Below are 23,220 nucleotides of genomic sequence, written 5' to 3' on the forward strand. Positions count from 1 at the left end.
TGGCCGCCCCTTTCGTCATCCGGAACCGGAAGGGATCAGAGCGTGCGCTCGACCTCTTCCCGCTCGAAGATCTCGATGACATCGCTCGGGCGGATGTCGTCGTAGTTCTCGAAGGCCATGCCGCATTCCTGACCGGACTGCACTTCCTTGACCTCGTCCTTGAAGCGCTTGAGCGTCTTCAGCGTGCCTTCGTGGATCACCACGTTGTCGCGCAGCAGGCGGACGCCCGCGCTGCGGCGTGCAACGCCTTCGGTGACCAGGCAGCCTGCGACCTTGCCGACGCCCGTGACCTTGAAGACTTCGCGGATCTCGGCATAGCCGATGAAGTTCTCGCGCACTTCCGCCGACAGCAGGCCCGATGCGGCCGCCTTGATGTCGTCCACCAGGTCGTAGATGACCGAGTAGTAGCGGATCTCGACGCCCTTCTGGTTGGCCGAGTTGCGGGCCGGAGCGTTCGCACGGACGTTGAAGCCGATGACCGGCGCCTGGCTTGCTTCGGCCAGACCGATATCGGATTCGGTGATCGCACCGACGCCGTAATGCAGCACGCGGACGCGGACCTCGTCGTTGCCGACCTTTTCCAGCGCCTGGACGATCGCCTCGGCCGAGCCCTGCACGTCGGCCTTCACGACCACCGGCAGTTCGGCGACGGTCTGGTCGGCCTTCGCCTTGGCCAGCATCTGGTCCAGCGTGATCGCCGCACCTGCGGCTGCGCGCTTGTCCTTGGCCTGCTGGGTGCGGAACTCGGCGATCTCGCGGGCCTGGGCCTCGGTCTCGACCACGTTCAGCACGTCACCGGCTTCCGGCGTGCCGTTCAGGCCCAGCACCTCGACGGGGACCGACGGACCGGCCTCCTCGACGCGCTCGCCCTGGTCGTTGATCAGCGCGCGGACCTTGCCCCACTGTTCGCCGACGACGAAGATGTCGCCGCGACGCAGGGTGCCGTGCTGCACCAGGACGGTCGCCACGGGGCCGCGGCCCACGTCCAGCTGAGCCTCGATCACGGCGCCCTGAGCGGCGCGAGCGGGGTTGGCCTTCAGTTCCAGGATCTCTGCCTGCAGCGCGATGGCTTCCAGCAGGGCATCCAGGCCGTGTCCGGTCTTGGCCGAAACCTCGACATCCTGCACGTCGCCGGACATCTGCTCGACCACGACCTCGTGCTGCAGAAGGGCCGTGCGGACCTTCTGGACGTCGGCGGTCGGCTTGTCGACCTTGTTGATCGCGACGATCATCGGCACACCCGCCGCCTTGGCGTGGTTGATGGCCTCGACCGTCTGCGGCATCACGGCGTCATCCGCCGCGACGACCAGGACGACGATGTCGGTCACGTTCGCACCGCGGGCACGCATCGAGGTGAATGCCGCGTGGCCCGGCGTGTCGAGGAAGGTCAGCACCGCCCCCGATTCCGCCTTCACCTGATAGGCGCCGATATGCTGGGTGATGCCGCCGGCTTCGCCCGAGACGACGTTCGCCTTGCGGATCGCGTCCAGAAGCGAGGTCTTGCCGTGGTCGACATGGCCCATGATCGTGATGATCGGCGGGCGACCCTGCAAGTCCTCGGCCTTGTCCTCGACGCTGTCGATGACCTGTTCCACGTCCGAGTCGCTGACGCGCACGGTGCGGTGGCCGAATTCCTCGATCACCAGTTCCGCGGTGTCGGCGTCGATGGCCTGGTTCATGCTGACCATCATGCCCATCTTCATGAGCGACTTGACCACGTCGGCTGCGCGTTCGGCCATGCGGTTCGCCAGTTCCGAGACGACGATCGTCTCGGGCAGCTGGACGTCGCGGACCTGCTTCTCGGCACGGGCGCTGCCGCCCATGGCCTTCTGGCGGGCCTTGTCCTGCTTGCGCTTCATCGCGGCCAGGCTGCGCTGGCGGCCACCTTCGCCGTTCAGCGCCTGATTCAGCGACAGCTTGCCGGAACGACGGTTGTCGTCGCGGCCGCCCTTGTTGCGGTTCTCGCGCTCGTTGCGCTCACGCTCGGGCTTGCGCTGCGTGTTGGCGACGCCCTTGGTCTCGGCGCGAGCGGCGGCGGCCTCGATGGTCGCCTGGTCGGGCGCCGAGGGCTTGGCCGATGCCGCTGCGGGCTTCGGACGCGCTTCGCGCTTGGCGTCTTCCTTCTGGCGGGCCTTGGCTTCCTCGGCCTCGCGCGCGGCGCGTGCCTCTTCCTCGGCCTTGGCCTTCAGGGCCTCTTCGCGCTCGCGCTCCTCGCGGGCCTTCGCCTCGATATCGGCGCGGCGGCGTTCGCGTTCTTCCTCGCGGGCCTTTTCCTCGGCCGCGCGGCGCTCCGCATCCTCGGCCTCGCGGGCCTTGGCTGCGGCAAGCGCCTTCAGGCGGCGCTCCATCTCGGCATCCGAGATGCCCGCCGGGCGTTTCGAGGGGTCACCAGCGACGCGCGCGGTCAGCGGCGTCTTTGCCTTGTCGGCAGGCTGGGAAGCGCCGGCGCCGGGCTTGGCGACGACGCGCTTGCGTTTGGTTTCCACGACCACGCTTTTCGTGCGGCCATGGCTGAAACTCTGCTTGACCTGGCCCGAGCGGCCGCTGCCGCCGACGCCCAGGGGCTTCTTTCCGTCTTTGTCGCTCATATGCGTCTTCATTCCTTCCCGGCAGCCGAATTGCCGCCGTCATGCCCGCGCAGACCCGTCAGTCTGCCGGCTTCCAAGATCACCTTGTCCGTCAGGCCACCCGCCGCAAGCGCGCCGTGTATGACATGATCACGCCCGAAGGACAAACCCAATTCTGATGCGGTAAGGCACCCGAACCAGAGTCCGCCGGTCGGAGTCCACAGTTTTCCCTTGCCGCGTTCGGACCCGTCGCTGGCCTGGAGAAGCACCTTCGCGCGTCCCTCGGCCAGCCAGCCCTTGACCTTCTCGAAGCCGGCGACGGCCTTTCCGGTCTTTCGCGCCAGCGATACCAGTTCGACAACCCGCCTGGCCAGGCCGTCCTCGACCTGGGCCACGAGGTCGGCGGGCACCGTCACCTTCGTCCGCGCCGCCCGCGAAAAGAGACCCTTCGAGGTCGCCTTTTCAAGCGCGTCGCGATCGGCCGCAACCCAGATGCCGCGGCCGGGCAGTTTCTCGGCCAGGTCGGGAACGACCTGGTCCTCGGGGCCGATCACGAAGCGGATCAGCCCTCTCTTGGGTTGGACCTCGCCCGTCGCTATGCAGCGGCGTTCGGGGTCCTCCCGGTCATTGTTGCGTCCGCCTCGGCTCAATCCTGCCCTCCAGTCCGGGGCGCATCAGGCCCCGGTCTCCTCGTCGTCGATCTCGTCCTCGACCGGCTCTTCCTCGGTCTCGAGTTCGGCCGGATCGACCCAGCCCAACGAAACGCGGGCCGTCATCACGAGGGTCTGCGCCTCTTCCAGGGTGACCTCGAAGGGTTCGAGAAGCCCCTCGTCCTTGACGCGCTGGCCGTTGACGGTGGTCCAGCCACCGGCAAGTTCCCAGTCCGCGCAGGTCGCGAAGTCTTCCAGCGTCTTCACGCCATCCTTGGCAAGCGCCTCGACCATCTGGGGTGTCAGGCCGTCGAATTCAATGAGGCTGTCCTCGGCGCCCAGTTCGCGTGCTGCCGCAAGCGCGGCCTTGCTCTTGGCCTCGAGGACGTCGCGGGCGCGGGCCTGCAGCTCCTCGGCGGTGCCTTCGTCCACGCCCTCGATCGACAGAAGCTCGTCCTGGTCGACATAGGCGACCTCGTCCAGCGTGGTGAAGCCTTCGGCCACCAGCAGCTGGGCGAAGAACTCGTCCAGGTCCAGCGCCTCCATGAACAGGCCGGTGCGGGCATTGAACTCGGCCTGGCGACGCTTGGATTCCTCCTCGTCGGTCAGGATGTCGATGTCCAGGCCCGTCAGCTGGCTGGCAAGGCGCACGTTCTGGCCGCGGCGGCCGATGGCCAGCGACAGCTGCTCCTCGGGGACGACGACCTCGATCTTGTTGGCTTCCTCGTCGAAGACGACCTTGCTGACCTCGGCGGGCTGCAGGGCGTTCACCAGGAAGGTGGCCTGATCCTCGTTCCAGGGGATGATGTCGATCTTCTCGCCCTGCAGTTCGCCGACGACGGCCTGCACGCGGCTGCCGCGCATGCCGACGCAGGCGCCGACCGGGTCGATCGAGTTGTCATAGCTGATGACCGCGATCTTCGCGCGCGAACCGGGGTCGCGGGCGACCGCCTTGATCTCGATGACGCCGTCATAGATTTCCGGCACTTCCATCTTGAACAGCTCGGCCATGAACTGCGGATCGGTGCGCGACAGGAAGATCTGCGGGCCGCGGTTCTCGCGGCGGACATCCTTCACATAGGCGCGGATGCGGTCGTTCGGGCGATAGCTTTCGCGGCCGATCTTCTCGTTGCGGCGCAGGATCGCCTCGCCACGGCCCACATCGACGATGATGTTGCCGTATTCCTCGCGCTTGACGATGCCGTTGATGATGGTGCCGGCACGATCCTTGAATTCCTCGTACTGGCGGTCGCGCTCGGCCTCGCGGACGCGCTGCAGGATGACCTGCTTGGCGGATTGCGCGGCGATGCGGCCCAGTTCCACGGGCGGGACCTGATCGGTGATCTCGTCGCCGACCTTGGGCTCGTCCAGATAGGGGCGGGCCTGCTCGACGGTCAGTTGCGCCTGGTAGTTCTCGACCTCGTCATCGGCGACGACGGTGCGGACGCGGGTGAAGGTCGCGTTGCCGTTGCGGCGGTCGATCTTCACGCGGATGTCCATCTCGGCCCCGTAGCGCGACTTGGCGGCACGGGCGAGGCTGTCCTCCATCGCTTCGATGACCAGCTCGGGGTCGATCATCTTCTCGCGTGCGACGGCTTCGGCCGTCTGCAGCAGTTCCAGCTGATTGGCAGAGGTGATCGCCATCGCTCACTCCTTCGTTTCGGCGCCGTCTGCGCCATCTTGGTCGTCGGTTTCGATCTCGTCGAAGGCGGTTTCGTCCAGGTTGTCGATCTCGACCCCGGCTTCCTTCTTCTGACGCAGCATTTCCTTGATCAGCTCGTCGGTCAGCACCAGCTTGGCATCCGACAGCCAGTCGAAATCCAGGCCGATCGTGTGCGTCTCGCCGGCTTCCTCGATATTGATCAGGACCTCGTTGCCCTCGGTGCCGGCAAGGATGCCCTTCCAGCGCTTGCGGCCGTCGATCTGCTGGTTCGTCTCCAGCTTGACCTCGTAGCCCTCGAAGGTCTCGAAATCCTTCATGCGGGTCAGCGGGCGGTCGATGCCGGGGCTGCTGACCTCGAGGTTGTAGGCGTCCTCGACCGGATCCTCGACGTCCAGCGTGGCGCTGACCGCGGTCGAGATCTCGGCGCAGTCGTCCACGTTGATGCCGCCCTCGGGGCGGTCGGCCATGATCTGCAGCAGCGGCGTCTTGCCGCCCTGCAGGCGCACGCGCACCAGTTCGAAGCCCATATCCTCGATCACCGGAATGATGATCTCGGCCAGGCGACGGTCGATCGCGGTCTTGGCGATGAGGTCGTTCGAGACGGGCAGATCGTTCGACATGAGATCCTCTCGGACATGAAAAAGGGGCCGTCAGCGGCCCCCATGCGGAATTTCCGGTGGGCAGGGTTTGGACCCCTGCACCGCTGTCTTGCTGGGCATATAGCGCCGCTTCCCCCCAAATGCAAGCGCGACCGCGATCAGGCGTTGTCGCGCCAGATCCGCCAGTTCAGCCCCGCCGCCACGACCAGCCAGCCCAGATAGGGCAGGATCATCAGCCCCGACAGCCAGTCCAGCCGCCAGAAGGCCAGCGTCATGGCCAGCACCGTGACCAGCAGGGTCAGCATGCAGACCATCGCCAGCGCCATCCGGTGCGCCCCGAAGAAGAGGGGCGTCCACAGCGTGTTCAGCGCGATCTGCGCGGCCCACAGCGCCAAGGCCATGCCCGCCCCGGGCAGCGGAGCGATGCGCGATGCGGCATAGGCCGACAGAAGATAGATCGTGGTCCAAGCCACGGGAAACGCCCATTTCGGCGGGGTGAAGCCGGGCTTGCGCAGCCCGTCATACCAGGCGCCGGGCTTGAACACGATGCCGGTCGTCGCGGCCGCCGCGCTTGCCAACAGGAACACCAGGAACAGGTTCATGCGTCCTGCCCCCCTGCGCCGTTCCTGGCGCGGTCGTCGTCGCGGATCTGGTCCATCACGCCCGCCAGCTCCGCGGTGATGCGGGGTTCGGACAGGGCATGGCCCGATGCGGGCACCAGCCGCAGCTGGCAGCGCCCCCAGCCATCGGCCAGCCGCCATGCGCTGGCGGGCGGGCACACCATGTCATAGCGGCCCTGAACGATCACGGCAGGCAGATGCTCGATCCGGTGGCGGTCGCGCAGCAGCTGGCCTTCCGCAAGGAAGCAGGCATTGCTGAAGAAGTGATTCTCGAGCCGTGCGAAGGCGCGGGCGTAATCGGCGGGCGCGTGGCTGCCCCCCGACGATTGCAGCCCCGCCAGCGCGTTTTCCCACATCAGCCAGGGCTGCGCGTAACGCGCCTGCCGCGAGGCGTCGGGATCGAACAGCCGCTTGTGATAGGCCGCGATCATGTCGCCGCGTTCGGATTCCGGGATCGGTTCCTGGAACTGTGCCCACAGGTCGGGGAAGAACCGCCCCGCGCCGCCGCCATAGAACCAGTCCAGCTCGGTCTGCATGCCAAGGAACACGCCGCGCAGCACGAGGCCCGTCACCCGGTCGGGATGCGCCTCGGCATAGGCGACGGCAAGGGTCGCGCCCCAGCTGCCGCCGAACAGCAGCCAGCGCTCGATGCCCAGGCGCGTGCGAATCGTCTCGATATCGGCGACCAGGTGGGGGGTAGTGTTGGCCTCGACCGAGGCCTGGGGCCGGGACCGCCCGCAGCCGCGCTGGTCGAACAGGATGACGCGGAAATGCCTAGGGTCGAAGAAGCGGCGCATGAACGGGCTGCACCCGCCCCCTGGTCCCCCATGCAGCACGACGACGGGTCGTCCGGCGGGGTTGCCGCATTCCTCGACATACAGGGTATGTCCGTCGCCCACCTCCAGCATGTGGCGGGCGAAGGGCTCGGAGGCCGGGTGAAGGCGTCCATGTGACGCGGTGATTTGTCCTGCCAATCGGTCCATGCCCCCTATATAAGACAGACAGACGACGCCTGCCAGAAGGACGCCCGCATGAGCGCCAGCATCGACCCCGCCGAGATCGCCAAGTTCGAGGCCATGGCCGCCGAATGGTGGGACCCGAAGGGCAAGTTCCGCCCGCTGCACCTGATGAACCCCATCCGGCTGGACTACATCACCACCCAGATCGGGACCGAATTCGGACGCGACCGCCGCGAGGCGCGCGCCTTCGAGGGGCTGCGCGTGCTGGATATCGGCTGCGGCGGCGGGCTGGTCGCGGAACCGATGACCCGTCTGGGCGCCACGGTCGTCGGCGCCGACGCGGCCGAGCTGAACATCAACGTCGCCCGCACCCATGCCGAGGCGCAGGGACTGGACATCGACTATCGCGCGACCACCGCCGAGGCGCTGGTCGAGGCGGGCGAGGTCTTCGACGTGGTCCTGGCGCTGGAGATCGTCGAGCATGTCGCCGATCCGGCCGAGTTCGTCGCCACCTGCCGCAGGCTGGTGCGCCCCGGCGGGCTGGTGATCCTGTCCACGCTGAACCGCACGACGAAAAGCTTCCTCGCGGCGATCGTGGGCGCGGAATGGGTGATGCGCTGGCTGCCGCGCGGCACGCATGACTGGCAGCGATTCCCGACGCCGGACGAGCTGGCCGCGATGGCCGAACGCGGCGGGCTGCTGCCCGTCGATCGCTGCGGGATGGTGTTCAACCCCGTCAGCTTCGGCTGGCGGCTGTCCGCGACCGACCTGTCGGTGAACTATCTGCTGACGTCGCGCGCGCCCTGAGCGTCTTCGGCGCTGGGCGGGTCCTCCTCCAGCCGGCTGCGCAATTCGCGCAGGACGGGCAGGGCGCTGCGGACCCGGTCGGCGCCGATGTCGCGGACCACGCCCGCGATCAGCGGCATGAAGGCCGCGATCGCCTGGTCGCGGGCCTCGCGGCCGGTGCGGCTGATCGACACGAACTTGCGCCGCGCATCGTCCCAGTCGGGGCGGATGTGGATATGCCCCGCCCATTCCAGCCGCGACAGCGTGTTCGTCATCGCCCCGCGGGTGACGTGGAACGCCTCGGCCAGCTGGGCAGGGGTGCGTTCCTCGTTCACATGGGCCAGCAGGTTCAAGACCGAGAAATGCGAAATCTGCATCCCGCGCGGCAGCGCCTTGCCGATCAGGTTGCGAGAGAGCTGATCCGCGATCAGCACCTCGGCGAACAGGCTTGCGGCCAGCCCGCCGTTCAGGTGGCCGGCATCATTGCGGTTCACAGGTTTCGTCATAGCCTCGGGGTCCCGCGAAGGGACGGTCATGCGTCAGGGAAGGGATGCGGGAACGTGCATCGCCAACCGCCTGAAGGTCAAGCGAAACCGTCGTGACGCCGGGTTCCGTCCCGCCATCCGCAAGGACCTTGCCCCAGGGGTCGACGACAAGGCTGCGGCCATGGCTGCGGCGGGGCGTCCGGTCGGGGCTGTGCGGGCAGGGATGGGTGCCGCATTGCGCGGGCGCCAGCACGAAGCAGCCCGTCTCGATCGCGCGGGCGCGCAGCAGCACCTCCCAATGGGCGGCGCCGGTTTCGGGGTGGAAGGCCGAGGGCACCGTCAGCAGCTGCGCGCCGGCCTGCGCCAGCCGCCGGTACAGGTGCGGAAAGCGCAGGTCGTAGCAGACGGTCATGCCCAGCCGCACCCCGCCCGCATCCGCGACGACGGCCCTGTCGCCGGGGCGATAGGCCGCGCTTTCGCGAAAGCTCTCGGTCGGGCTGATCGTGACGTCGAACATGTGCAGCTTGTCGTATCGCGCGGCGAGGGTGCCGTCCGGGGCGATCAGCAGGCTGCGATTGGCAAAGCGGCCGTCGGGATCGTCCGTCAGCAGCGCCAGCGATCCCACCAGCAGCCATGCGCGTGCGCGCCGCGCCTCGGCCCGCAGGGCGGCCAGGGTCCGGTCGCGATGTTCGGGTTCCAGGACCGCACGCTGCCGGTCGCGGGACGGCGACAGGATGTTCGTGGCCTCGGGCGTCAGGATCAGCCCTGCGCCCGAGGCTGCGGCCTCGCGGATCAGCGGGATCGTGGTCTGCAGGTTCGCTGCGGGGTCGTCCCCCACGCTCAGCTGCACCAGCCCCACCGTCAGCGAGGCAGGGGCCATCAGGCCGCGCCCTTCAGCAGCGGGTCCAGCTTGCCCGCGCGGTCCATGGCATACAGCTCGTCGCAGCCGCCGACATGGAAATCGCCCACGAAGATCTGCGGGACGCTGCGCTTGCCCGCGCGCTTGGTCATCGCCTCGCGCAGGGCGGGATCGGCGCCCACGTCGGTTTCCTCGTAGGACACGCCCTTCTGGTTCAGCAGCTGCTTGGCGCGGATGCAGAAGGGGCAGGTGCGGGTGGTGAAGATCTCGATCCGGGGTTGGGTCATGTCGGTCCTTTCTGTCTGGACGCCTTATCTAGTGTTCCTTGAGCGACCTTGCCAGAACCACCACCGAAACTGGCCCCGATCCGGCCTGCAGCAGCGCATGCGACGCCGCCGAGATCGTCCCCCCCGAGGCCATCACGTCGTCGACCAGCAGCACCGGCCTGTCCTGCAACGCCGCGATCTGCCCCTGCGCGACGGCAAAGGCGTCGGTCTGGTTGGCGATGCGCTCCAGCCTGCCGCGCCTGTCCTGCGACTGCGTGTGGCGCGTCCGGCGCAGCATCGTCGGGTGATGCGGCAGGTCCAGGTCCCGCGCCAGCCGCGCGGCCAGCTGCGCCGCCTGGTTGTAGCGCCGCCTGAGCAGCCTGCGCGGATGGATGGGGATGGGCACGACGATCTGGTCGGGCTCGACCAGCGGCAGGGCGGCGCGGGCCAGCCAACCCGCAAGCGGCGGCACCATGTCCAGCCTGTCGCCATGCTTCAGCCCCAGGATCAGCCGCCGTGCCGTTCCGCCATAGACCATCGCCGCCCGCCCGCGCGACCAGGGGCGCGGGGCATCGAGGCAGTCGTCGCAGACGATGCCTGACGCCTCGGCCAGGCCGTCATCGGGCAGGGGCACCCCGCAGCAGTCGCAGACCGACCGCCACAGGAATTCGGCCCCGGGCCAGCAGTCGGGGCACAGCTGCACATCGCCCGTGGGGGCGACGGCCGCCCCGCAGCACAGGCATTGGGGCGGATATATCAGCGCCAGCGCGGCTTTAACCGCCCCCGAAAGCGCCCTATGTTGAAGCGTCATGAAAATTCCCGATCCCCGGACCCGACCGAACCTGACCGACCGAGACTCCCTGCTGCGCCAGCGTGCGCGCGCGCAGGCCCAGGGCATGGTCGATCTGTTCCACCAGATCGCCGCCGACGAGATCGAGGATAGGCTGATCGAGGTTAACAGAAGCTTTACGCGCATCGCGATCGTGACGGGCTTTCCCGACCTGTGGCAGGCACGCTTTCCGGGGGCGCGGATCGTCGCGGACGATGCGGTGCTGGAACTTGAACCCGGTGCGCATGACCTGGTGATCCACGCGATGGCGCTGCACTGGGCCGACGATCCGGTGGGCCAGATCGCGCAATGCCGCCGGGCACTGATGCCGGACGGGCTGTTCATGGGCGTGGCCTTCGGGAACCAGACGCTGCAGGAACTGCGTGGCGCGCTGGCCCAGGCCGAGGCCGAGGTGACGGGTGGCCTCGCCCCCCGCATCCTGCCCATGGGAGAGATCCGCGATCTGGGCGGCCTGTTGCAGCGGGGCGGGCTGGCGCTGCCGGTGGCCGACCTGCTGAGCCAGCGCGCCAGCTATCGCGACATCCTGCACCTTGCCCACGACCTGCGGGCCATGGGCGAGGGGAACGCGATGGCGGCCCGGTTGCGGCGGCCGACCTCTCGGGCGGTCTTCGCGCGGGCGGGGGCGATCATGGCCGAACACCATGCCGACCGCGACGATCCGTCCCGTGTCGCAGTCACCTTCGATCTGGTCTTTCTGACCGGATGGGCCCCGGCCGAAAACCAGCAGAAACCCCTCAGGCCCGGCTCGGCCAAGACCTCGTTGGCCGATGCGCTGAACCAGTTCAGGAAGAACGACGAATGAAACCGACCCACGCGCCCGCGGACCACCCCGGCATCAAGCCCGGCAAGACCGGCATCCTCATCGCGAATCTGGGGACGCCGGACAATTACGACTACTGGTCGATGCGGCGATACCTGAACGAGTTCCTGTCCGACCGCCGGGTGATCGACCTGCCGCGCTGGAAATGGCAGCCGCTGCTGCAGGGGATCATCCTGACCTTCCGGCCCTTCAGTTCCGGCAAGAACTACAAGTCGATCTGGAACGAGGAAGCGAACGAGAGCCCGCTGGCCACGATCACCAAGTCCCAGACCCGCATGCTGGCCCGGATGGCCGAGGCCGAATGGGGCGACCGAGTGATGGTCGATTACTGCATGCGCTACGGGAACCCCTCGACGCATGACGTGCTGGACCGGATGGTGAAGGAGGGGTGCCGGCGGATCGTGTTTCTGCCGCTCTATCCGCAATATGCGGGGCCGACCTCGGCCACGGCGAACGACCAGCTGTTCCGCGCCGCGATGGAGCAGACCTGGCAGCCCGCCATCCGCACCTGCGAGCCCTATGTGGACCGCCCCGACTATATCGCGGCGCTGGCCGACAGCGTGCGCCGCACGCTGGGCGACCGCATCCCGTCCAAGCTGGTCGCGTCCTATCACGGGATGCCCAGGCGTTACCTGATGCAGGGCGACCCGTATCACTGCCAGTGCCAGAAGACCTCGCGTTTGCTGCGCGAGGCGCTGGGCTGGCCCGAGGGCGTGATCGACACCACCTTCCAGTCGGTCTTCGGCAAGGAGGAATGGCTGCGCCCCTACACGGTCGAGCATGTGGCCGAACTGGCACGGCAGGGCCACAGCGACATCGCCGTCATCTCGCCCGCCTTCTCGTCGGACTGCATCGAGACGCTGGAGGAGATCAACGGCGAGATCTTCGAAGCCTACGAAGAGGCCGGCGGCCACGGCTTCACCTATATCCCCTGCCTGAACGACGACGAGGCGCATGTCCGCATGATGCTGGAGATCGTGCGCGAGAACATCCACGGCTGGGTGTGACGCGAAGGGGGCGGCATCGCTGCCGCCCCCCTCCGGATTCAGGCCATGACCAGGACCTGGGTGCCAAGCTTGGCGAAGCCGAACAGTTCCGCGATGTGTTCGTTATAGAGACCGATGCACCCGTTCGAGGACTTGCGCCCGATCTTGCGCGTGTCATGCGTGCCGTGGATGCGGTAATACTGCCAGGACAGCCACAGCGCATGCGTCCCCAGGGGGTTGTCCGGCCCCGGGGGCACGAAATCCGGCCATTCGGGGTTGCGCTTCTTCATGTCCGGCGTGGGTGCCCAGCTGGGACCGTCGACCTTCTTGATGATCTCGGTCCGGCCGGTGCGGGTCAGTTCCGCGCTGACCGGGATCGAGCTGGGATAGACGCGATAGGTGTTCCCGTCCTCGGACCAGTAATGCACCGCGCGCGAGGTCAGGTCGCACAGGATCGCGCCATTGGCCAGCGTCTCGAAATGGGGGCGCCAGTCCTGCATGCGGAAGCTGGAGATGTTGTGCTGCGGGCCGCTGTTCACCGGTGCGGCGGGCGTCGCCGGAACGGCCTCGGCCGCGGGCAGGGGCTGGCCGGTATAGGGGTCGTATTGCTGCGCGCGCGCCGGAACGGCAAGCGCCGCGGCGCCGAATGCGGCGGCCGAACCGAGAAAGGCCCGGCGGTCGAAGGACGATCTGCTCATCTGCTCTGATCCGTTGCTTGGTTCCCGCTTCACGGGCGGGTTGTCTGCCCGCAGAATAGCCCGCCGCTCGATTCGCCACAAACCCCGAAGGTCGCGGGGGCGTCACGCTCGCGGTCACGTGAAGTTGCGTTTGATGCGCGGGCCGGGTTTGGATAATGCTCGGGACGACAATCTTCGAGGGACGCGAGGAAAACCATGCAATTCAAGGCGATCGCCGTCGCAGGCATGCTGCTGGCATCGGGCTGCACGCCGTATCACCTGCAGCAGCAGCAGCTTCCGCAGGCGCCGCAGCCCGTTGCGGCACCCGTCGCACCGGTCGATGACAGGGCCGCGATCGGTGACCGGGTGTTGCAGCAGATCAACACGCTGCGCGGCAATATCGGCCAGCCGCCCCTGACGCCGAACGACCAGCTGAAGGCTGCGGCGCTGGCCCATGCCCGCGACATGTCGGCCCAGAACCGGGCGTGGCACTGGGGCTCGGACGGGTCGTCGCCGCTGGACCGTGCGCGCAGGGCGGGGTTCCAGGGATCGCTGGTGGGCGAGAATATCTCGGAGACATACGAGAACGAGATCGAGACCCTGTCGGCCTGGATGAGCACGCGCGACACCCGCGATGTCATCATGGACCCGGCCGCGACGCAGCTTGGCTTCGACTGGTACAAGGAGCCGTCGGGCAAGCTGTGGTGGGTGCTGCTGACCGGCAGCTGAGGCCGGATGTGAAAAGGCCCCGCGAGTGGCGGGGCCGTCGGGGTCAGGCGGTGATCACGATGGGGATGCCCGGCGGGACCATCGCATAGATCTCCTCGATCTCCTCGTCGGTGACGGCGATGCAGCCGGCCGTCCAGTCGCGGCGGCGCGGGAACAGGTTGTTCCCCTCGGGGCCGCGGCCATGGATGAAGATGTCGCCACCGGGGCTGCGGCCCTGGGATTCTGCAAAGGCGCGGTCGTTGGGGTTGGGATAGGACACGCCGACCGACAGGTGGAACGCGCTGCGCGGGTTGAACCGGTCGATATAGTACACGCCCTCGGGGGTCTTGCCGTCACCTTCGAACTGCTTGTGGCCCATGGGCGCGAAGCCCAGGCTGACATCGTAGGATTTGACGACGGTGTTGCCGCTGACGAGGTACAGCTTGCGCGCACCCTTGTTCACGTTGATCTGCGTCACCGGCGGCCCGGAATAGCGCTGGAACTTGCTGGGCTCCTGCGGCTTGCCGCAAGCGGCCAGCAGCGCAAGCGCCGACAAGGTGAAACTCCGACGAGTCGTTCTGCCCATCACTGCCTCTGAGACGTGTTCTTGTTTGTTGAGATATCTGGATACCACAAGCTGCCGTATCTTGCCTAGCCGCGCCTTAAGCCAGCGTTAAATGCGCGACAATTTCGACATGTGGCGAAAAGCGGAACTGGTCGATCACGCGCAGCGATTCGATCCGGTATCCCGCATCGACCAAGATGCGCGCATCCTTGGAGAAATTCACCGGATCACAGGCGACGAAGGCCAGTCGGGGCACGCGCGCCAAGGCGATCTGGGCCACCTGTGCCGCGGCACCGGCCCGTGGCGGATCGATCACGATCGCGTCAAATTCCGTCAGCTCGTCGGGCAGAAGCGGGCGGCGGGCCAGGTCGCGCAGCTCGGTCGTGACGCGGCGCAGGCCGCTGGCCGCGCGCCAGGCCGAATCAAGCGCGCGCAGTGGCGCGTCCAGCCCCTCGACCGCGTGCATCTCGGCGGTTTCCGCCAGGGGCAGGGTGAAGGTCCCGCAGCCGGAAAAGAGATCCGCGATCCGCGACGCGCCCTGCGTGATGCGACGCACCTCGGACAGCAGCGCGGCCTCGCCCTCGGCGGTGGCCTGCAGGAAGGCGGCGGGCGGCGGAACCATGCGGGCGCGACCCATCGGCAGGGCGGGGGCGCGACGGGTGATTGATTCGCCGTCCCATGTCAGGCGCGCAAGATCGCCTTCCTCGGCCAGGGCCGCCAGTGCGGCGAAAAGCGCAGGCTCCATCGGCTTGCCGCCGGTGACGGTCACGTCCAGCCCCTCGGGGGTGTGGATGACCGTCAGCGTCAGTTCGGCCTGCCGGGACGCCCCCGTCACGACCACCCGCCGCAGCAGCGGCAGGGCGGCCATGATCGCGGGGTGCAGGATGTGGCATTCGGCCAGGTCCACGATCACGTCGGATGCGCGGGCGTGGAAGCCCAGCAGCGCGCCCTTCTTCGTGCGCTTGCCCGACAGGACCGCGCGCCTGCGCGATTGCAGCGGAGAGGTGTCGACCCCGTCCACCCGCGCCTCGATCCCGTGGGCGGCAAGGGCGGCGCCGACCACCTGCGCCTTCCATTCCGCGGTGAAACCCTCGGAGGCATGCATCAGCGAGCAGCCCCCGCAGGCGCGGTAATGCGTGCAGATCGGGCGGACCCGGTCGGGCGAGGGCGTGACGATCTTGGGCTGCGCGATCCGGCCGTCCGCGACCTCGCCCGCGATCTCTTCGCCCGGCAAGGTCAGGGGCGCCAGCGCGCGTTCGTCGCCACGCAGGGCTACGCCGTCGCCGCGACGGCCCAGCCGTTCGATGGTCCAGTTCATTCGGCCGCCTCCTCGGTGCCCAGGAAGCCGCCCGATTGCCGGTTCCAGTAGCGCGCGTAAAGCCCGTTCTGCGCCAGCAGTTCGTCGTGACTGCCCTGTTCGACGATGCGACCGCCATCCAGAACCACGATCCGGTCCAGTTCCGCGATGGTGGACAGGCGGTGCGCGATGGCCAGCACCGTCTTGCCCCGCATCGCGCGGGTCAGCGCGTTCTGCACCTGGGCCTCGACCTCGCTGTCGAGGGCGCTGGTCGCCTCGTCCAGGACCAGGATCGGGGCGTCCTTCAGGAAGGCGCGGGCGATGGCGATGCGCTGGCGTTGGCCGCCCGACAGCTTGACCCCGCGTTCGCCCAGATGGGCGTCGTACCCCTTGCGGCCGGCGTGATCCTCCAGCCCCAGAATGAAGTCATGCGCCTCGGCGGCCTTGGCGGCGGCAACGATGTCGTCCTGCGACGCGCCGGGCCGACCATACAATATGTTGTCGCGGGCCGAGCGGTTGAACATCGCGGTTTCCTGCGTGACCATCGCGATCTGGCGGCGCAGGCTGTCCTGCCGGATGCGGCGCAGGTCGCGCCCGTCCAGCCGGATCGATCCCGTCTCGACATCATAGAGCCGCAGCAGCAGCGCCACGAGGGTCGATTTCCCCGCCCCCGAGGCGCCGACGATGCCGATCTTCTGGCCAGGCTCGATCACCAGGTCCAGGTCCTGCAACCCGCCCGCGCGGCGGCCATAGGCGAAGCCCACGCCCGCGAACTCGATCCGGCCCTCGGCCCGCTCGATCGCGGTGGCGTCGGGGGCGTCCGACAGCGCGTGGGGCGGCGACAGGGTCTTCATCCCGTCCTCGACCTCGCCGATATTGCCCCACATGCCCATCAGCGCCATGCTGACCCAGCCGGTCATCTGCGACAGCCGCAGTGCGATCGCACCCGAGGCCGCGACATCGCCCACGCTGGCCATGCCGTCGCGCCACAGGATGACCGAGCCGCCGACCAGGATCACCGGCAGGATGCCCGCCACGAACATCAGCGAGAAGCGGAACCAGGTGGACACCACCCCGAAATCCAGCGCGCGTTCGCGGAACCCCGCCATCGCGCCAAGGGCTGCCTGATCCTCGTGGTCGTCATGGGCGAACAGCTTGACGGTCTTGATGTTGGTGATCGTGTCCACGACCTGTCCGGTGACCATCGCGCGGGCCGATGCGCGCGCGCCCGATTTCGCCCGGATGCGCGGCAGGAAGAAGCGGATCAGCCCCAGATAGGCGCCGAACCACACCACCAGCGCAAGCGCCCCCCAGCCATCGACCGAGATCAGGAACGCGGCCGATCCCAGCACCGAGGCAAGGGCGAAGGCCACGACGTTCACCAGTTCCGATGCGACATCGGTGACGGCGCGCGCGGTCTGCATCTGCTTCTGCGCCAGCCGCCCCGCGAAATCGTTGTCGAAGAAGGTCACGGACTGTCCCATCGTCCAGCGATGCAGCCGCGACAGCACGAGTGGCAGCACGTTTGGCCCGACGATGACGCTGCTGCTGGCGGTGGACAGCCCGAAGATTGCCGGGCGCAGCAACAGGAAGAAGGCGATGAACAGGATCATCGCGGTCCAGTTGTCGGCCCAGAAGCTGCCGGGCGTGCTGCCGGTGACCGCATCGACCATCAGGCCCAGCAGCATGGCGGATACGACATCGGCAAGCCCGCCCATCGCGGATGCGACGGCGGCAAAGCCCAGCCCCTTCCACGCGCCCGAGAGGCACCAGCGGAAGAAGGCCAGCAGCGTGCGCGGCGGCGGGCCGTCTGCGGGACGGAAGGCGTCGACCATGCGACCCATGCGGGCGTGAAGGTTCATGCGGTCTCCTCGGCGGCGGCGATGGCGGTGTCGATCAGGGCGGGGGCGGGCAGCACGAAGCCCGAGGCGATCCAGGCGGCCTCGGCGGCGCGAAGGCCGCGTCCGATGGCAGGGCCGCGCAGGGGGGCAAGATCCGCCGCGGCGATCGGCAGGCGCGCGGACCGCCCCCGCTCCAGCCGCTCGCGCCATTCGGGGGGCAGGGGCACGCCGCGCGCCGCGGTCAGCACGGCATGGTCGCGTGCGGCATCGGGGTCCATGCGGTAACCGGCCTCGTCCAGGGACCAGTCGGCGGCGGCGCGCAGGGCCTGCTGGTGGCGGGCCTCGGCCTTGGACAGGCGCAGCGCGTCGGCGGCATCGGTGCCAAGCGCGGCCAGCCGGCGCGGCCAGCGGGGCGGTTCCTCCAGCGCGATCTCGGTCGCGACCAGGTCGGCCAGCGCATCGGGATCGGCGCCCGGCAGCAGATGCGCCAGAACCCCCGTCCGCGCCATCAGCGCGACCGAGGCGCGCGGATCCGGCGCGGCCAGCAGCTTGCGCATCTCGGCGCCGATGCGTTCGCGGGCGATGCGGTCCAGCCCACCCGCCAGCGCGGCACAGGCATCGACGGCCTGCGGGTCCGCATCGTCGCCATACCAGGCCAGGAAGCGGAAGAAGCGTAGGATGCGCAGGTAATCCTCGGCGATGCGGCGTTCGGGATCGCCCACGAAGCGCAGCCGCCGCGCCGCAAGGTCGGGCAGCCCGCCCATCGGGTCCAGCACCACGCCGTCGGGGTCCGCGTACAGCGCGTTCATCGTGAAGTCGCGCCGCGCCGCATCCTCGGTCAGGTCGTCCGAGAAGCTGACGACCGCGTGGCGGCCATCGGTTTCCACGTCGCGGCGCAGGGTCGTGATCTCGTATCCCTTGCCGCCCGCGACCAGCGTGACGGTGCCGTGGTCGATGCCCGTGGGAACCGCGCGCAGGCCCGCATCCGCGGCCATCGCCATGACCCGCTGCGGCAGCGCGTCGGTCGCGATGTCGATATCGTCCACCGGCTGATCCAGCAGCGCGTTGCGGACCGCGCCGCCGACCAGCCAGGCGCGCGCCCCGTCACGGGTCAGCACGCCCAGCACGCGGCGCAGGTCGGGATCGTCCATGATGCGGGCGGGCATCCGGGTCATCGCGCCAGCCTTTCGGACAGGCCGAACAGGATGCGCGCGGTCGCGCCCCACAGGTAATACGGCCCGAAGGGCGCCGCCTGATAGGCCCGCCACCCGCCGCGCCAGCGCCTGCGATGGATGACATAGCGGTCGGGATCGGCGACATGGGCGAAGGGCAGGGTGAAGACCTCCTGCACCTCTCCGGGTTCGGGGCGCGGATCGAAGGGGCCGGTGATCAGCCCGACGATGGGCGTGACGGCGAAGCCCGTGACCGTGCGGTGCATGGGCAGCGTGCCGAGGATGGTGACGGATGCGGGGTCGAGGCCGACTTCCTCCCGGGCCTCTCGCAGGGCGGCGGCGGTCTCGTCGGCATCGGATGGATCGACCTTGCCGCCGGGCAGGGCGATCTGGCCCGGATGATGGCGCAGGCCCGATGCGCGCTTGGTCAGCACCAGCCGCCCGTCATCGGCGTGGAAGGCGGCCAGGACGCCCGCCCGGCGCAGGGGCGCATCGGGCGGGGTCGCGTCGGGGTTCAGGTCGTAATCCGAGCTGGCCGCGCCCGACGCGGCAAGGGCCCGGCGCAGGGTATCGCCGGACCAGTCGGGAATCACTGCCCCTCCTTCGGGTCCGGCTGGGCCTCCACGGGGTTGCCTTCGTGATCGACGGTCGCCTCGAACCCCAGGCTGCTGGGGTCGAATTCGTAATGCGCGCCGCAGAACTGGCAATCGGCGGTCACGATCCCCTCGTCGGTGGTCATGTGATCGATATCCTTGGCGGAATAGATCGACAGCGTGCCGCGCACCCGGTCCGAGCTGCACGAGCAGCCGAACTCGACCGGCTGGGGGTCGTAGACGCGCGGGGCCTCTTCGTGGAACAGGCGCACCAGCAGGTCGGTCGGCCCGACCGAGGGGCCGATCAGCTCCAGCGTCTCGACGGTGTCGAGCAGCATGTTGGCGCGGTTCCAGTCCTCGGATTCGCCGCCCTGCAGGATGTCGGCGGCCTCGATCAGGCCGTCCTTGCCGCTGCCGCCCTCGGGGCCGACCTGCGGCTGGGCGGGCAGGGTCTGCAGCATCACGCCGCCCGCGCGCCATTGCGCGTCGCTGCCCGGCAGGTGCGAATGGCCCGAGGCCAGGCTAAAGCGCGTCGGCAGCTGTTCGGACTGCGCGAAATAGGTCTGCGCGCAGGCCGACAGCGACCCGCCCGCCAGGGGCGTGATCCCCTGATAGGGCGTGCTGCCTTGGCCCTGGTCGATCAGGATCGCGAAATACCCGTCGCCGATCTGCGCGAAGGGCTGCGAGGCGTCCAGCCGATCCTCGTCGAAGCTGGCCCAGGCGCGGATGCGCGCGGGTTTGCCGTCGGATTCCGGGGCATAGTAATCCGCCGCCAGCGTGCGGATCGCGCCGGTGCCGCGGACCTGCAGGCTCAGCTTCCAGCGCAGCTTCATGGTGGGGCCGATCAGCGCCGTCAGCAGCGCGATCTCGGCCACCAGCGCGGCGACGGGCGCGGGATAGTCGTGGCGGGTGAGGATGTGGTCCAGAACGCCGTCCAGCCGGGCCACGCGGCCGCGGATGTCCGAGCGGTCCAGCTGAAACGGCAGGACCGTATCGTCCCAGGCTATCTGGTTGATCTTGTTCATCAGGCTTCCTTGAAATTCTTGTCCGGGGGGCGAAGCGCCGGGTCGGGGCCCAATATAGGCGATTTTGCGGCGATCCCAAGGGCCCGGCTTTCGCCCGCAGGACATGCGCGGTATCACCGGAGCGCATATCGCCGCCAGGGGGAACAAGCCATGATTCCGCGTTTCGGACCGCCGCCGCTTGCCACGCGCCGCTATCGCAGGCGGGCGGGGGCCTATGCGATCCTGTGGCGCGAGGGGCGGATCCTGCTGACCTTCCAGCGGCAGCCCGAACATGAATTCCAGCTGCCCGGCGGGGGGGTCGATCCGGGCGAATCCCCGATCCGCGCGCTGCATCGCGAGGTCTTCGAGGAAACCGGCTGGCGGATCGGGCACGCACAGCGGATCGGTGCCTATCGCCGGTTCTGCCACATGCCCGAACTTGGCTTCCACGCCGAGAAGCGCTGCGAGATCTGGGCCGCGCGCCCGACGCTGCGCATCGGACCCCCGACCGAACCGGGCCACAGCGCGCATTGGGTCACCCCCCACGAGGCGCTGGACCTGCTGGAGGATGCGGGTTCGCTGGCCGCGCTCAGGGCCTGGCTGGCCTGACGGGCATGGGGGTGACGCGGCTGTCGCCCCGCATCTCGATCAGGACGGCGGACACGTCGTCCAGCCTTTCGCCGCGGCTGTATTCCGACACCGACCAGGCCATCGATTCCAGGAACCCGTGGCCGGACAGGAAGGCGTTGGTGCGCAGGATCGCCTCCAGCCCCTCGTCGCCCAGCTGCACGCCGTTCGGGGACGCGGCCTCGGTCACCCCGTCCGAGGTGATCAGAAGGCGGTCCCCCGGTTCCAGACGCAGCTCCATCTCGTCGAAGATGGGGCGTTCGAAGACGCCGATCGGCATGCCGCCTTGGCCCAGATGCTCGACCCGGCCGTCGGCGCGTTGCAGCACGGGATGGGGGTGGCCCGCCTGCACCATGCGCAGCTGGCCCGTGACGTGGTTCAGTTCGGCATAGATCATCGTGAAGTAGCTGTCGGTGTTCATCTCCTCGAGCATCATGCCGTTGAAGAAATGCGCCAGAGCGCCGGGGCCGCGCGGATCGACCCCGCCCTGCGCGGCGCGCAGCGCGACGTTCAGGTCCGACGATCCCGACAGGTGCACCGACAGCTGCGCGGTCAGCAGCGCGGCCGTGACGCCATGCCCCGACACGTCCAGCGCATAGACCCCGATCCAGTCCCCCGCGATCGGAAAGAACCCGACGAGGTCGCCCCCGATATGGCCCGCCGGACGCAGAAGCAGGCTGATGTCGATCTGGCCGAAGCGGCCCGACCGTTCGCGCACCAGGCCCTGCTGCAGCTTGCGTGCCTCGCGCAGGTCGCGTTCCATCGCGGCCTGGGTTTCCGACAGCTGGGCCATTGCGCTGCGCAGGCGGGAATTGGTGGCGCGCAGGTCGTCCTCGATCCGGCGCATGCGTTCGGCGGCGGCAAGACGCGCCAGCAGTTCGGGGCGTGCGACGGGAAGCGACAGGAAATCGTCCACCCCGGCGGCAAGCCCCGCAGCCATGCCGTCGTCGCTGCGGTCGGGCGTCAGCAGCAGGAAATAGCCGTAATGCGGCCCCGGCCGAGAGCGGAAGTCGCGGCACAGGTCCAGCCCCGTCATGTCGGGCAGGGCGGCCGATGACAGAAGGATGTCGGGCTGGCGGGCATCGACGGATCGCAGGGCATCGGCGCCGGTATCGACCAGCGTGCAATCGACCCCCGCCGCGTCCAGCAGGTCGGCCAGCGCCTTGCGGCAGACCCCGTCCGGCCCCGCAAGCAATGCCTGCCGTCGCAGCGGGGCTGGCGCGGTCGCCTTGGTGCGTGATGAGGGATTCGCGGCTTTCATGGCATCGTCTCTAGCGCGACCGGCGTAAAGAAGCCGTAAAGCGCGCAACAGACGACCGCTAAACTTGCGCGGATTTCGGCGGCGCGGGGTGCGCCGCCGAGGACGCGTCAGACCAGAAGCTCGGACAGGATGCCGTCATTGGTGATGTCGCGGAAGTTGAACCCGCTCTCGGTCAGGCGCTCCATCAGCGATGTCAGGTTCGCAGGGGCCGTCGTCTCGATCCCGATCAGGACCGAGCCGAAGTTCCGCGCGGATTTCTTCAGATATTCGAAGCGGGCGATGTCGTCGTCGGGACCGAGAAGCTGCAGCAGGTCGCGCAGCGCACCCGGACGCTGCGGCATGCGCAGGACGAAGTATTTCTTCAGCCCCGAGAAGCGCTGCGCGCGTTCCTTGACCTCGGGCAGGCGCTCGAAGTCGAAATTCCCGCCCGAGCAGACGACGACCACGGTCTTGTCGGTCAGATCGCCCATGTCGGCCAGCACGTCCAGCGCCAGCGCACCCGCGGGTTCCAGCACGATGCCCTCGGCGTTCAGCATCTCCAGCATGGTGCCGCAGATGCGGTCCTCGGGTGCCAGGAAGACCTGATCGGACGAGAAATGCGACAGGTGCTCGTAGGGCAGGGCGCCCAGCTTGGCGACGGCGGCCCCGTCGACGAAGCTGTCGACCGCGTTCAGCGCGACCGGCTTGCCGGTCTGCAGGGCGGCCTGCAGGCTGGCGCCGCCTTCGGGTTCGGCGAATGCGAACTGCGTTTCGGGGCACAGCCCGCGAAGATAGCGGGTGACGCCCGATGCAAGGCCGCCGCCGCCCACGGGCAGCACCACCAGGTCGGGCGCGCAGCCCAGCTGGTCGAGCATCTCCATCCCGACGGTCGCCTGACCCTCGATCACGTCGGGCGCGTCGAAGGGCGACAGGAAGGCCGCGCCCTGTTCGACGCAGAAGGCCTGCGCCGCCGCCAGCGTCTGGTCGAAATAGTCGCCGGTCAGCACGATCTCGATGGCGTCGCCGCCGAAGACGCGGGTCTTCTGGATCTTCTGCTGGGGGGTGGTGACGGGCATGAAGATCGTGCCCTTGGCGCCGAAATGACGGCAGGCATAGGCCACGCCCTGCGCGTGGTTGCCCGCGCTGGCGCAGACGAAGTGGCCGGGCGCGCCGGGGCGGACCAGCTTGCGCATGGCATTGAACGCGCCGCGCAGCTTGTAGCTGCGCACCGGTGTCAGATCCTCGCGCTTCAGCCAGATGTCGGCACCGAACTTGGCAGACAGGTGGTCGTTGCGCTGCAGGGGCGTGGGCTCGAACAGGTCGCGAAGCGCGGCCTCGGCTTTCTGGACGGAGGCGACAAAATTTTCCATGGCCAAGGCCATGCCG

24 protein-coding genes are annotated in these 23,220 nt (G+C 68.5%); 5 read left to right on the top strand and 19 right to left on the bottom strand.

Annotated features, from left to right (window positions below; all coding sequences use genetic code 11):
- Positions 1-35: 35 nt before the first annotated feature.
- From infB to pip, 6 genes are all read right to left on the bottom strand, one after another.
- Positions 36-2,588 carry a translation initiation factor IF-2 gene (gene infB, locus QMZ16_RS02680; RefSeq protein WP_282602016.1) on the bottom strand — a complete coding sequence of 851 codons (2,553 nt, stop codon included), beginning with the start codon at positions 2,586-2,588 and terminating at the stop codon, positions 36-38.
- Between the two features lie 8 nt (positions 2,589-2,596).
- Positions 2,597-3,217, bottom strand: coding sequence for an RNA-binding protein (locus QMZ16_RS02685; RefSeq protein ID WP_282602017.1), 621 nt, complete (start codon positions 3,215-3,217; stop codon positions 2,597-2,599).
- 24 nt (positions 3,218-3,241) lie between these two features.
- Positions 3,242-4,861: a transcription termination factor NusA gene (gene nusA / locus QMZ16_RS02690; protein WP_282602018.1), complete on the bottom strand. Its 1,620-nt coding sequence runs from the start codon at positions 4,859-4,861 to the stop codon at positions 3,242-3,244.
- Between the two features lie 3 nt (positions 4,862-4,864).
- The gene (gene rimP / locus QMZ16_RS02695) at positions 4,865-5,500 is read right to left on the bottom strand and encodes a ribosome maturation factor RimP (RefSeq protein WP_022705810.1); all 636 of its coding nucleotides are present in this window, start codon (positions 5,498-5,500) and stop codon (positions 4,865-4,867) included.
- Between the two features lie 137 nt (positions 5,501-5,637).
- Positions 5,638-6,081, bottom strand: a complete 444-nt coding sequence (locus tag QMZ16_RS02700; RefSeq protein ID WP_282602020.1) for a TspO/MBR family protein — start codon at positions 6,079-6,081, stop codon at positions 5,638-5,640.
- Positions 6,078-7,082, bottom strand: a complete 1,005-nt coding sequence (gene pip / locus QMZ16_RS02705) for a prolyl aminopeptidase (RefSeq protein WP_282602021.1) — start codon at positions 7,080-7,082, stop codon at positions 6,078-6,080. The genes QMZ16_RS02700 and pip overlap by 4 nt, the downstream gene beginning before the upstream one ends.
- Positions 7,083-7,130: 48 nt before the next feature.
- On the opposite strand from pip, the gene ubiG reads away from it, so the two are divergent.
- Positions 7,131-7,865 carry a bifunctional 2-polyprenyl-6-hydroxyphenol methylase/3-demethylubiquinol 3-O-methyltransferase UbiG gene (ubiG, locus tag QMZ16_RS02710; protein ID WP_282602022.1) on the top strand — a complete coding sequence of 245 codons (735 nt, stop codon included), beginning with the start codon at positions 7,131-7,133 and terminating at the stop codon, positions 7,863-7,865.
- On the opposite strand, the gene QMZ16_RS02715 is transcribed toward ubiG, so the two are convergent.
- Genes QMZ16_RS02715 through QMZ16_RS02730 form a run of 4 tightly spaced genes read right to left on the bottom strand, consistent with a single transcriptional unit; the run spans position 7,838 to position 10,265 of the window.
- Positions 7,838-8,350 carry a MarR family transcriptional regulator gene (locus QMZ16_RS02715; protein ID WP_022705806.1) on the bottom strand — a complete coding sequence of 171 codons (513 nt, stop codon included), beginning with the start codon at positions 8,348-8,350 and terminating at the stop codon, positions 7,838-7,840. The two genes, ubiG and QMZ16_RS02715, sit on opposite strands and share 28 nt — an antisense overlap.
- Complete coding sequence (locus QMZ16_RS02720) at positions 8,325-9,194, bottom strand: carbon-nitrogen hydrolase family protein (RefSeq protein ID WP_282602052.1); 870 nt, start codon at positions 9,192-9,194, stop codon at positions 8,325-8,327. Before QMZ16_RS02720 ends, QMZ16_RS02715 begins: the two co-directional genes overlap by 26 nt.
- A 14-nt stretch (positions 9,195-9,208) precedes the next feature.
- Positions 9,209-9,475: a glutaredoxin 3 gene (gene grxC, locus QMZ16_RS02725; RefSeq protein WP_022705804.1), complete on the bottom strand. Its 267-nt coding sequence runs from the start codon at positions 9,473-9,475 to the stop codon at positions 9,209-9,211.
- A 28-nt stretch (positions 9,476-9,503) separates the two neighbouring features.
- The gene (locus QMZ16_RS02730) at positions 9,504-10,265 is read right to left on the bottom strand and encodes a ComF family protein (protein WP_022705803.1); all 762 of its coding nucleotides are present in this window, start codon (positions 10,263-10,265) and stop codon (positions 9,504-9,506) included.
- On the opposite strand from QMZ16_RS02730, the gene QMZ16_RS02735 reads away from it, so the two are divergent.
- The gene (locus tag QMZ16_RS02735; protein WP_282602023.1) at positions 10,264-11,106 is read left to right on the top strand and encodes a methyltransferase domain-containing protein; all 843 of its coding nucleotides are present in this window, start codon (positions 10,264-10,266) and stop codon (positions 11,104-11,106) included. The genes QMZ16_RS02730 and QMZ16_RS02735 overlap by 2 nt on opposite strands.
- On the top strand, positions 11,103-12,131 hold the full coding sequence (hemH, locus tag QMZ16_RS02740) for a ferrochelatase (protein WP_282602024.1): 1,029 nt from the start codon (positions 11,103-11,105) through the stop codon (positions 12,129-12,131). The genes QMZ16_RS02735 and hemH overlap by 4 nt, the downstream gene beginning before the upstream one ends.
- A gap of 38 nt (positions 12,132-12,169) precedes the next feature.
- On the opposite strand, the gene QMZ16_RS02745 is transcribed toward hemH, so the two are convergent.
- Complete coding sequence (locus QMZ16_RS02745; RefSeq protein ID WP_022705800.1) at positions 12,170-12,808, bottom strand: L,D-transpeptidase; 639 nt, start codon at positions 12,806-12,808, stop codon at positions 12,170-12,172.
- A gap of 195 nt (positions 12,809-13,003) precedes the next feature.
- Between QMZ16_RS02745 and QMZ16_RS02750 the strand changes: the two genes are divergently transcribed.
- Positions 13,004-13,516 carry a CAP domain-containing protein gene (locus QMZ16_RS02750; RefSeq protein WP_282602026.1) on the top strand — a complete coding sequence of 171 codons (513 nt, stop codon included), beginning with the start codon at positions 13,004-13,006 and terminating at the stop codon, positions 13,514-13,516.
- A gap of 43 nt (positions 13,517-13,559) precedes the next feature.
- Here the strand turns inward: QMZ16_RS02750 and QMZ16_RS02755 are convergent, their stop codons facing one another.
- The 6 genes from QMZ16_RS02755 to QMZ16_RS02780 form a co-directional block, all read right to left on the bottom strand.
- Positions 13,560-14,081 (bottom strand): L,D-transpeptidase family protein, encoded by a 522-nt coding sequence (locus QMZ16_RS02755; RefSeq protein WP_022705798.1) that lies wholly within the window; start codon positions 14,079-14,081, stop codon positions 13,560-13,562.
- Between the two features lie 76 nt (positions 14,082-14,157).
- Positions 14,158-15,378, bottom strand: a complete 1,221-nt coding sequence (locus tag QMZ16_RS02760) for a class I SAM-dependent RNA methyltransferase (protein ID WP_282602028.1) — start codon at positions 15,376-15,378, stop codon at positions 14,158-14,160.
- Positions 15,375-17,219: an ABC transporter ATP-binding protein gene (locus QMZ16_RS02765; RefSeq protein ID WP_282602029.1), complete on the bottom strand. Its 1,845-nt coding sequence runs from the start codon at positions 17,217-17,219 to the stop codon at positions 15,375-15,377. The genes QMZ16_RS02760 and QMZ16_RS02765 overlap by 4 nt, the downstream gene beginning before the upstream one ends.
- A complete protein-coding gene (locus tag QMZ16_RS02770) occupies positions 17,216-18,373 on the bottom strand; it encodes a CCA tRNA nucleotidyltransferase (RefSeq protein WP_282602030.1) in 1,158 nt (385 codons plus the stop codon). Before QMZ16_RS02770 ends, QMZ16_RS02765 begins: the two co-directional genes overlap by 4 nt.
- On the bottom strand, positions 18,370-18,963 hold the full coding sequence (locus QMZ16_RS02775; protein ID WP_022705794.1) for a CoA pyrophosphatase: 594 nt from the start codon (positions 18,961-18,963) through the stop codon (positions 18,370-18,372). The genes QMZ16_RS02770 and QMZ16_RS02775 overlap by 4 nt, the downstream gene beginning before the upstream one ends.
- Positions 18,960-19,988 carry an Hsp33 family molecular chaperone HslO gene (locus QMZ16_RS02780; protein ID WP_282602031.1) on the bottom strand — a complete coding sequence of 343 codons (1,029 nt, stop codon included), beginning with the start codon at positions 19,986-19,988 and terminating at the stop codon, positions 18,960-18,962. The genes QMZ16_RS02775 and QMZ16_RS02780 overlap by 4 nt, the downstream gene beginning before the upstream one ends.
- Before the next feature lie 150 nt (positions 19,989-20,138).
- Between QMZ16_RS02780 and QMZ16_RS02785 the strand changes: the two genes are divergently transcribed.
- Positions 20,139-20,576: an NUDIX domain-containing protein gene (locus tag QMZ16_RS02785; protein WP_282602032.1), complete on the top strand. Its 438-nt coding sequence runs from the start codon at positions 20,139-20,141 to the stop codon at positions 20,574-20,576.
- On the opposite strand, the gene QMZ16_RS02790 is transcribed toward QMZ16_RS02785, so the two are convergent.
- A complete protein-coding gene (locus QMZ16_RS02790; RefSeq protein WP_282602033.1) occupies positions 20,557-21,855 on the bottom strand; it encodes a response regulator in 1,299 nt (432 codons plus the stop codon). The two genes, QMZ16_RS02785 and QMZ16_RS02790, sit on opposite strands and share 20 nt — an antisense overlap.
- Positions 21,856-21,962: 107 nt before the next feature.
- Positions 21,963-23,204, bottom strand: a complete 1,242-nt coding sequence (gene ilvA / locus QMZ16_RS02795) for a threonine ammonia-lyase IlvA (RefSeq protein ID WP_282602034.1) — start codon at positions 23,202-23,204, stop codon at positions 21,963-21,965.
- Positions 23,205-23,220: the final 16 nt, after the last annotated feature.

This window comes from Paracoccus sp. PARArs4 (genome assembly GCF_947311865.1).
Classification (GTDB): domain Bacteria; phylum Pseudomonadota; class Alphaproteobacteria; order Rhodobacterales; family Rhodobacteraceae; genus Paracoccus; species Paracoccus zeaxanthinifaciens.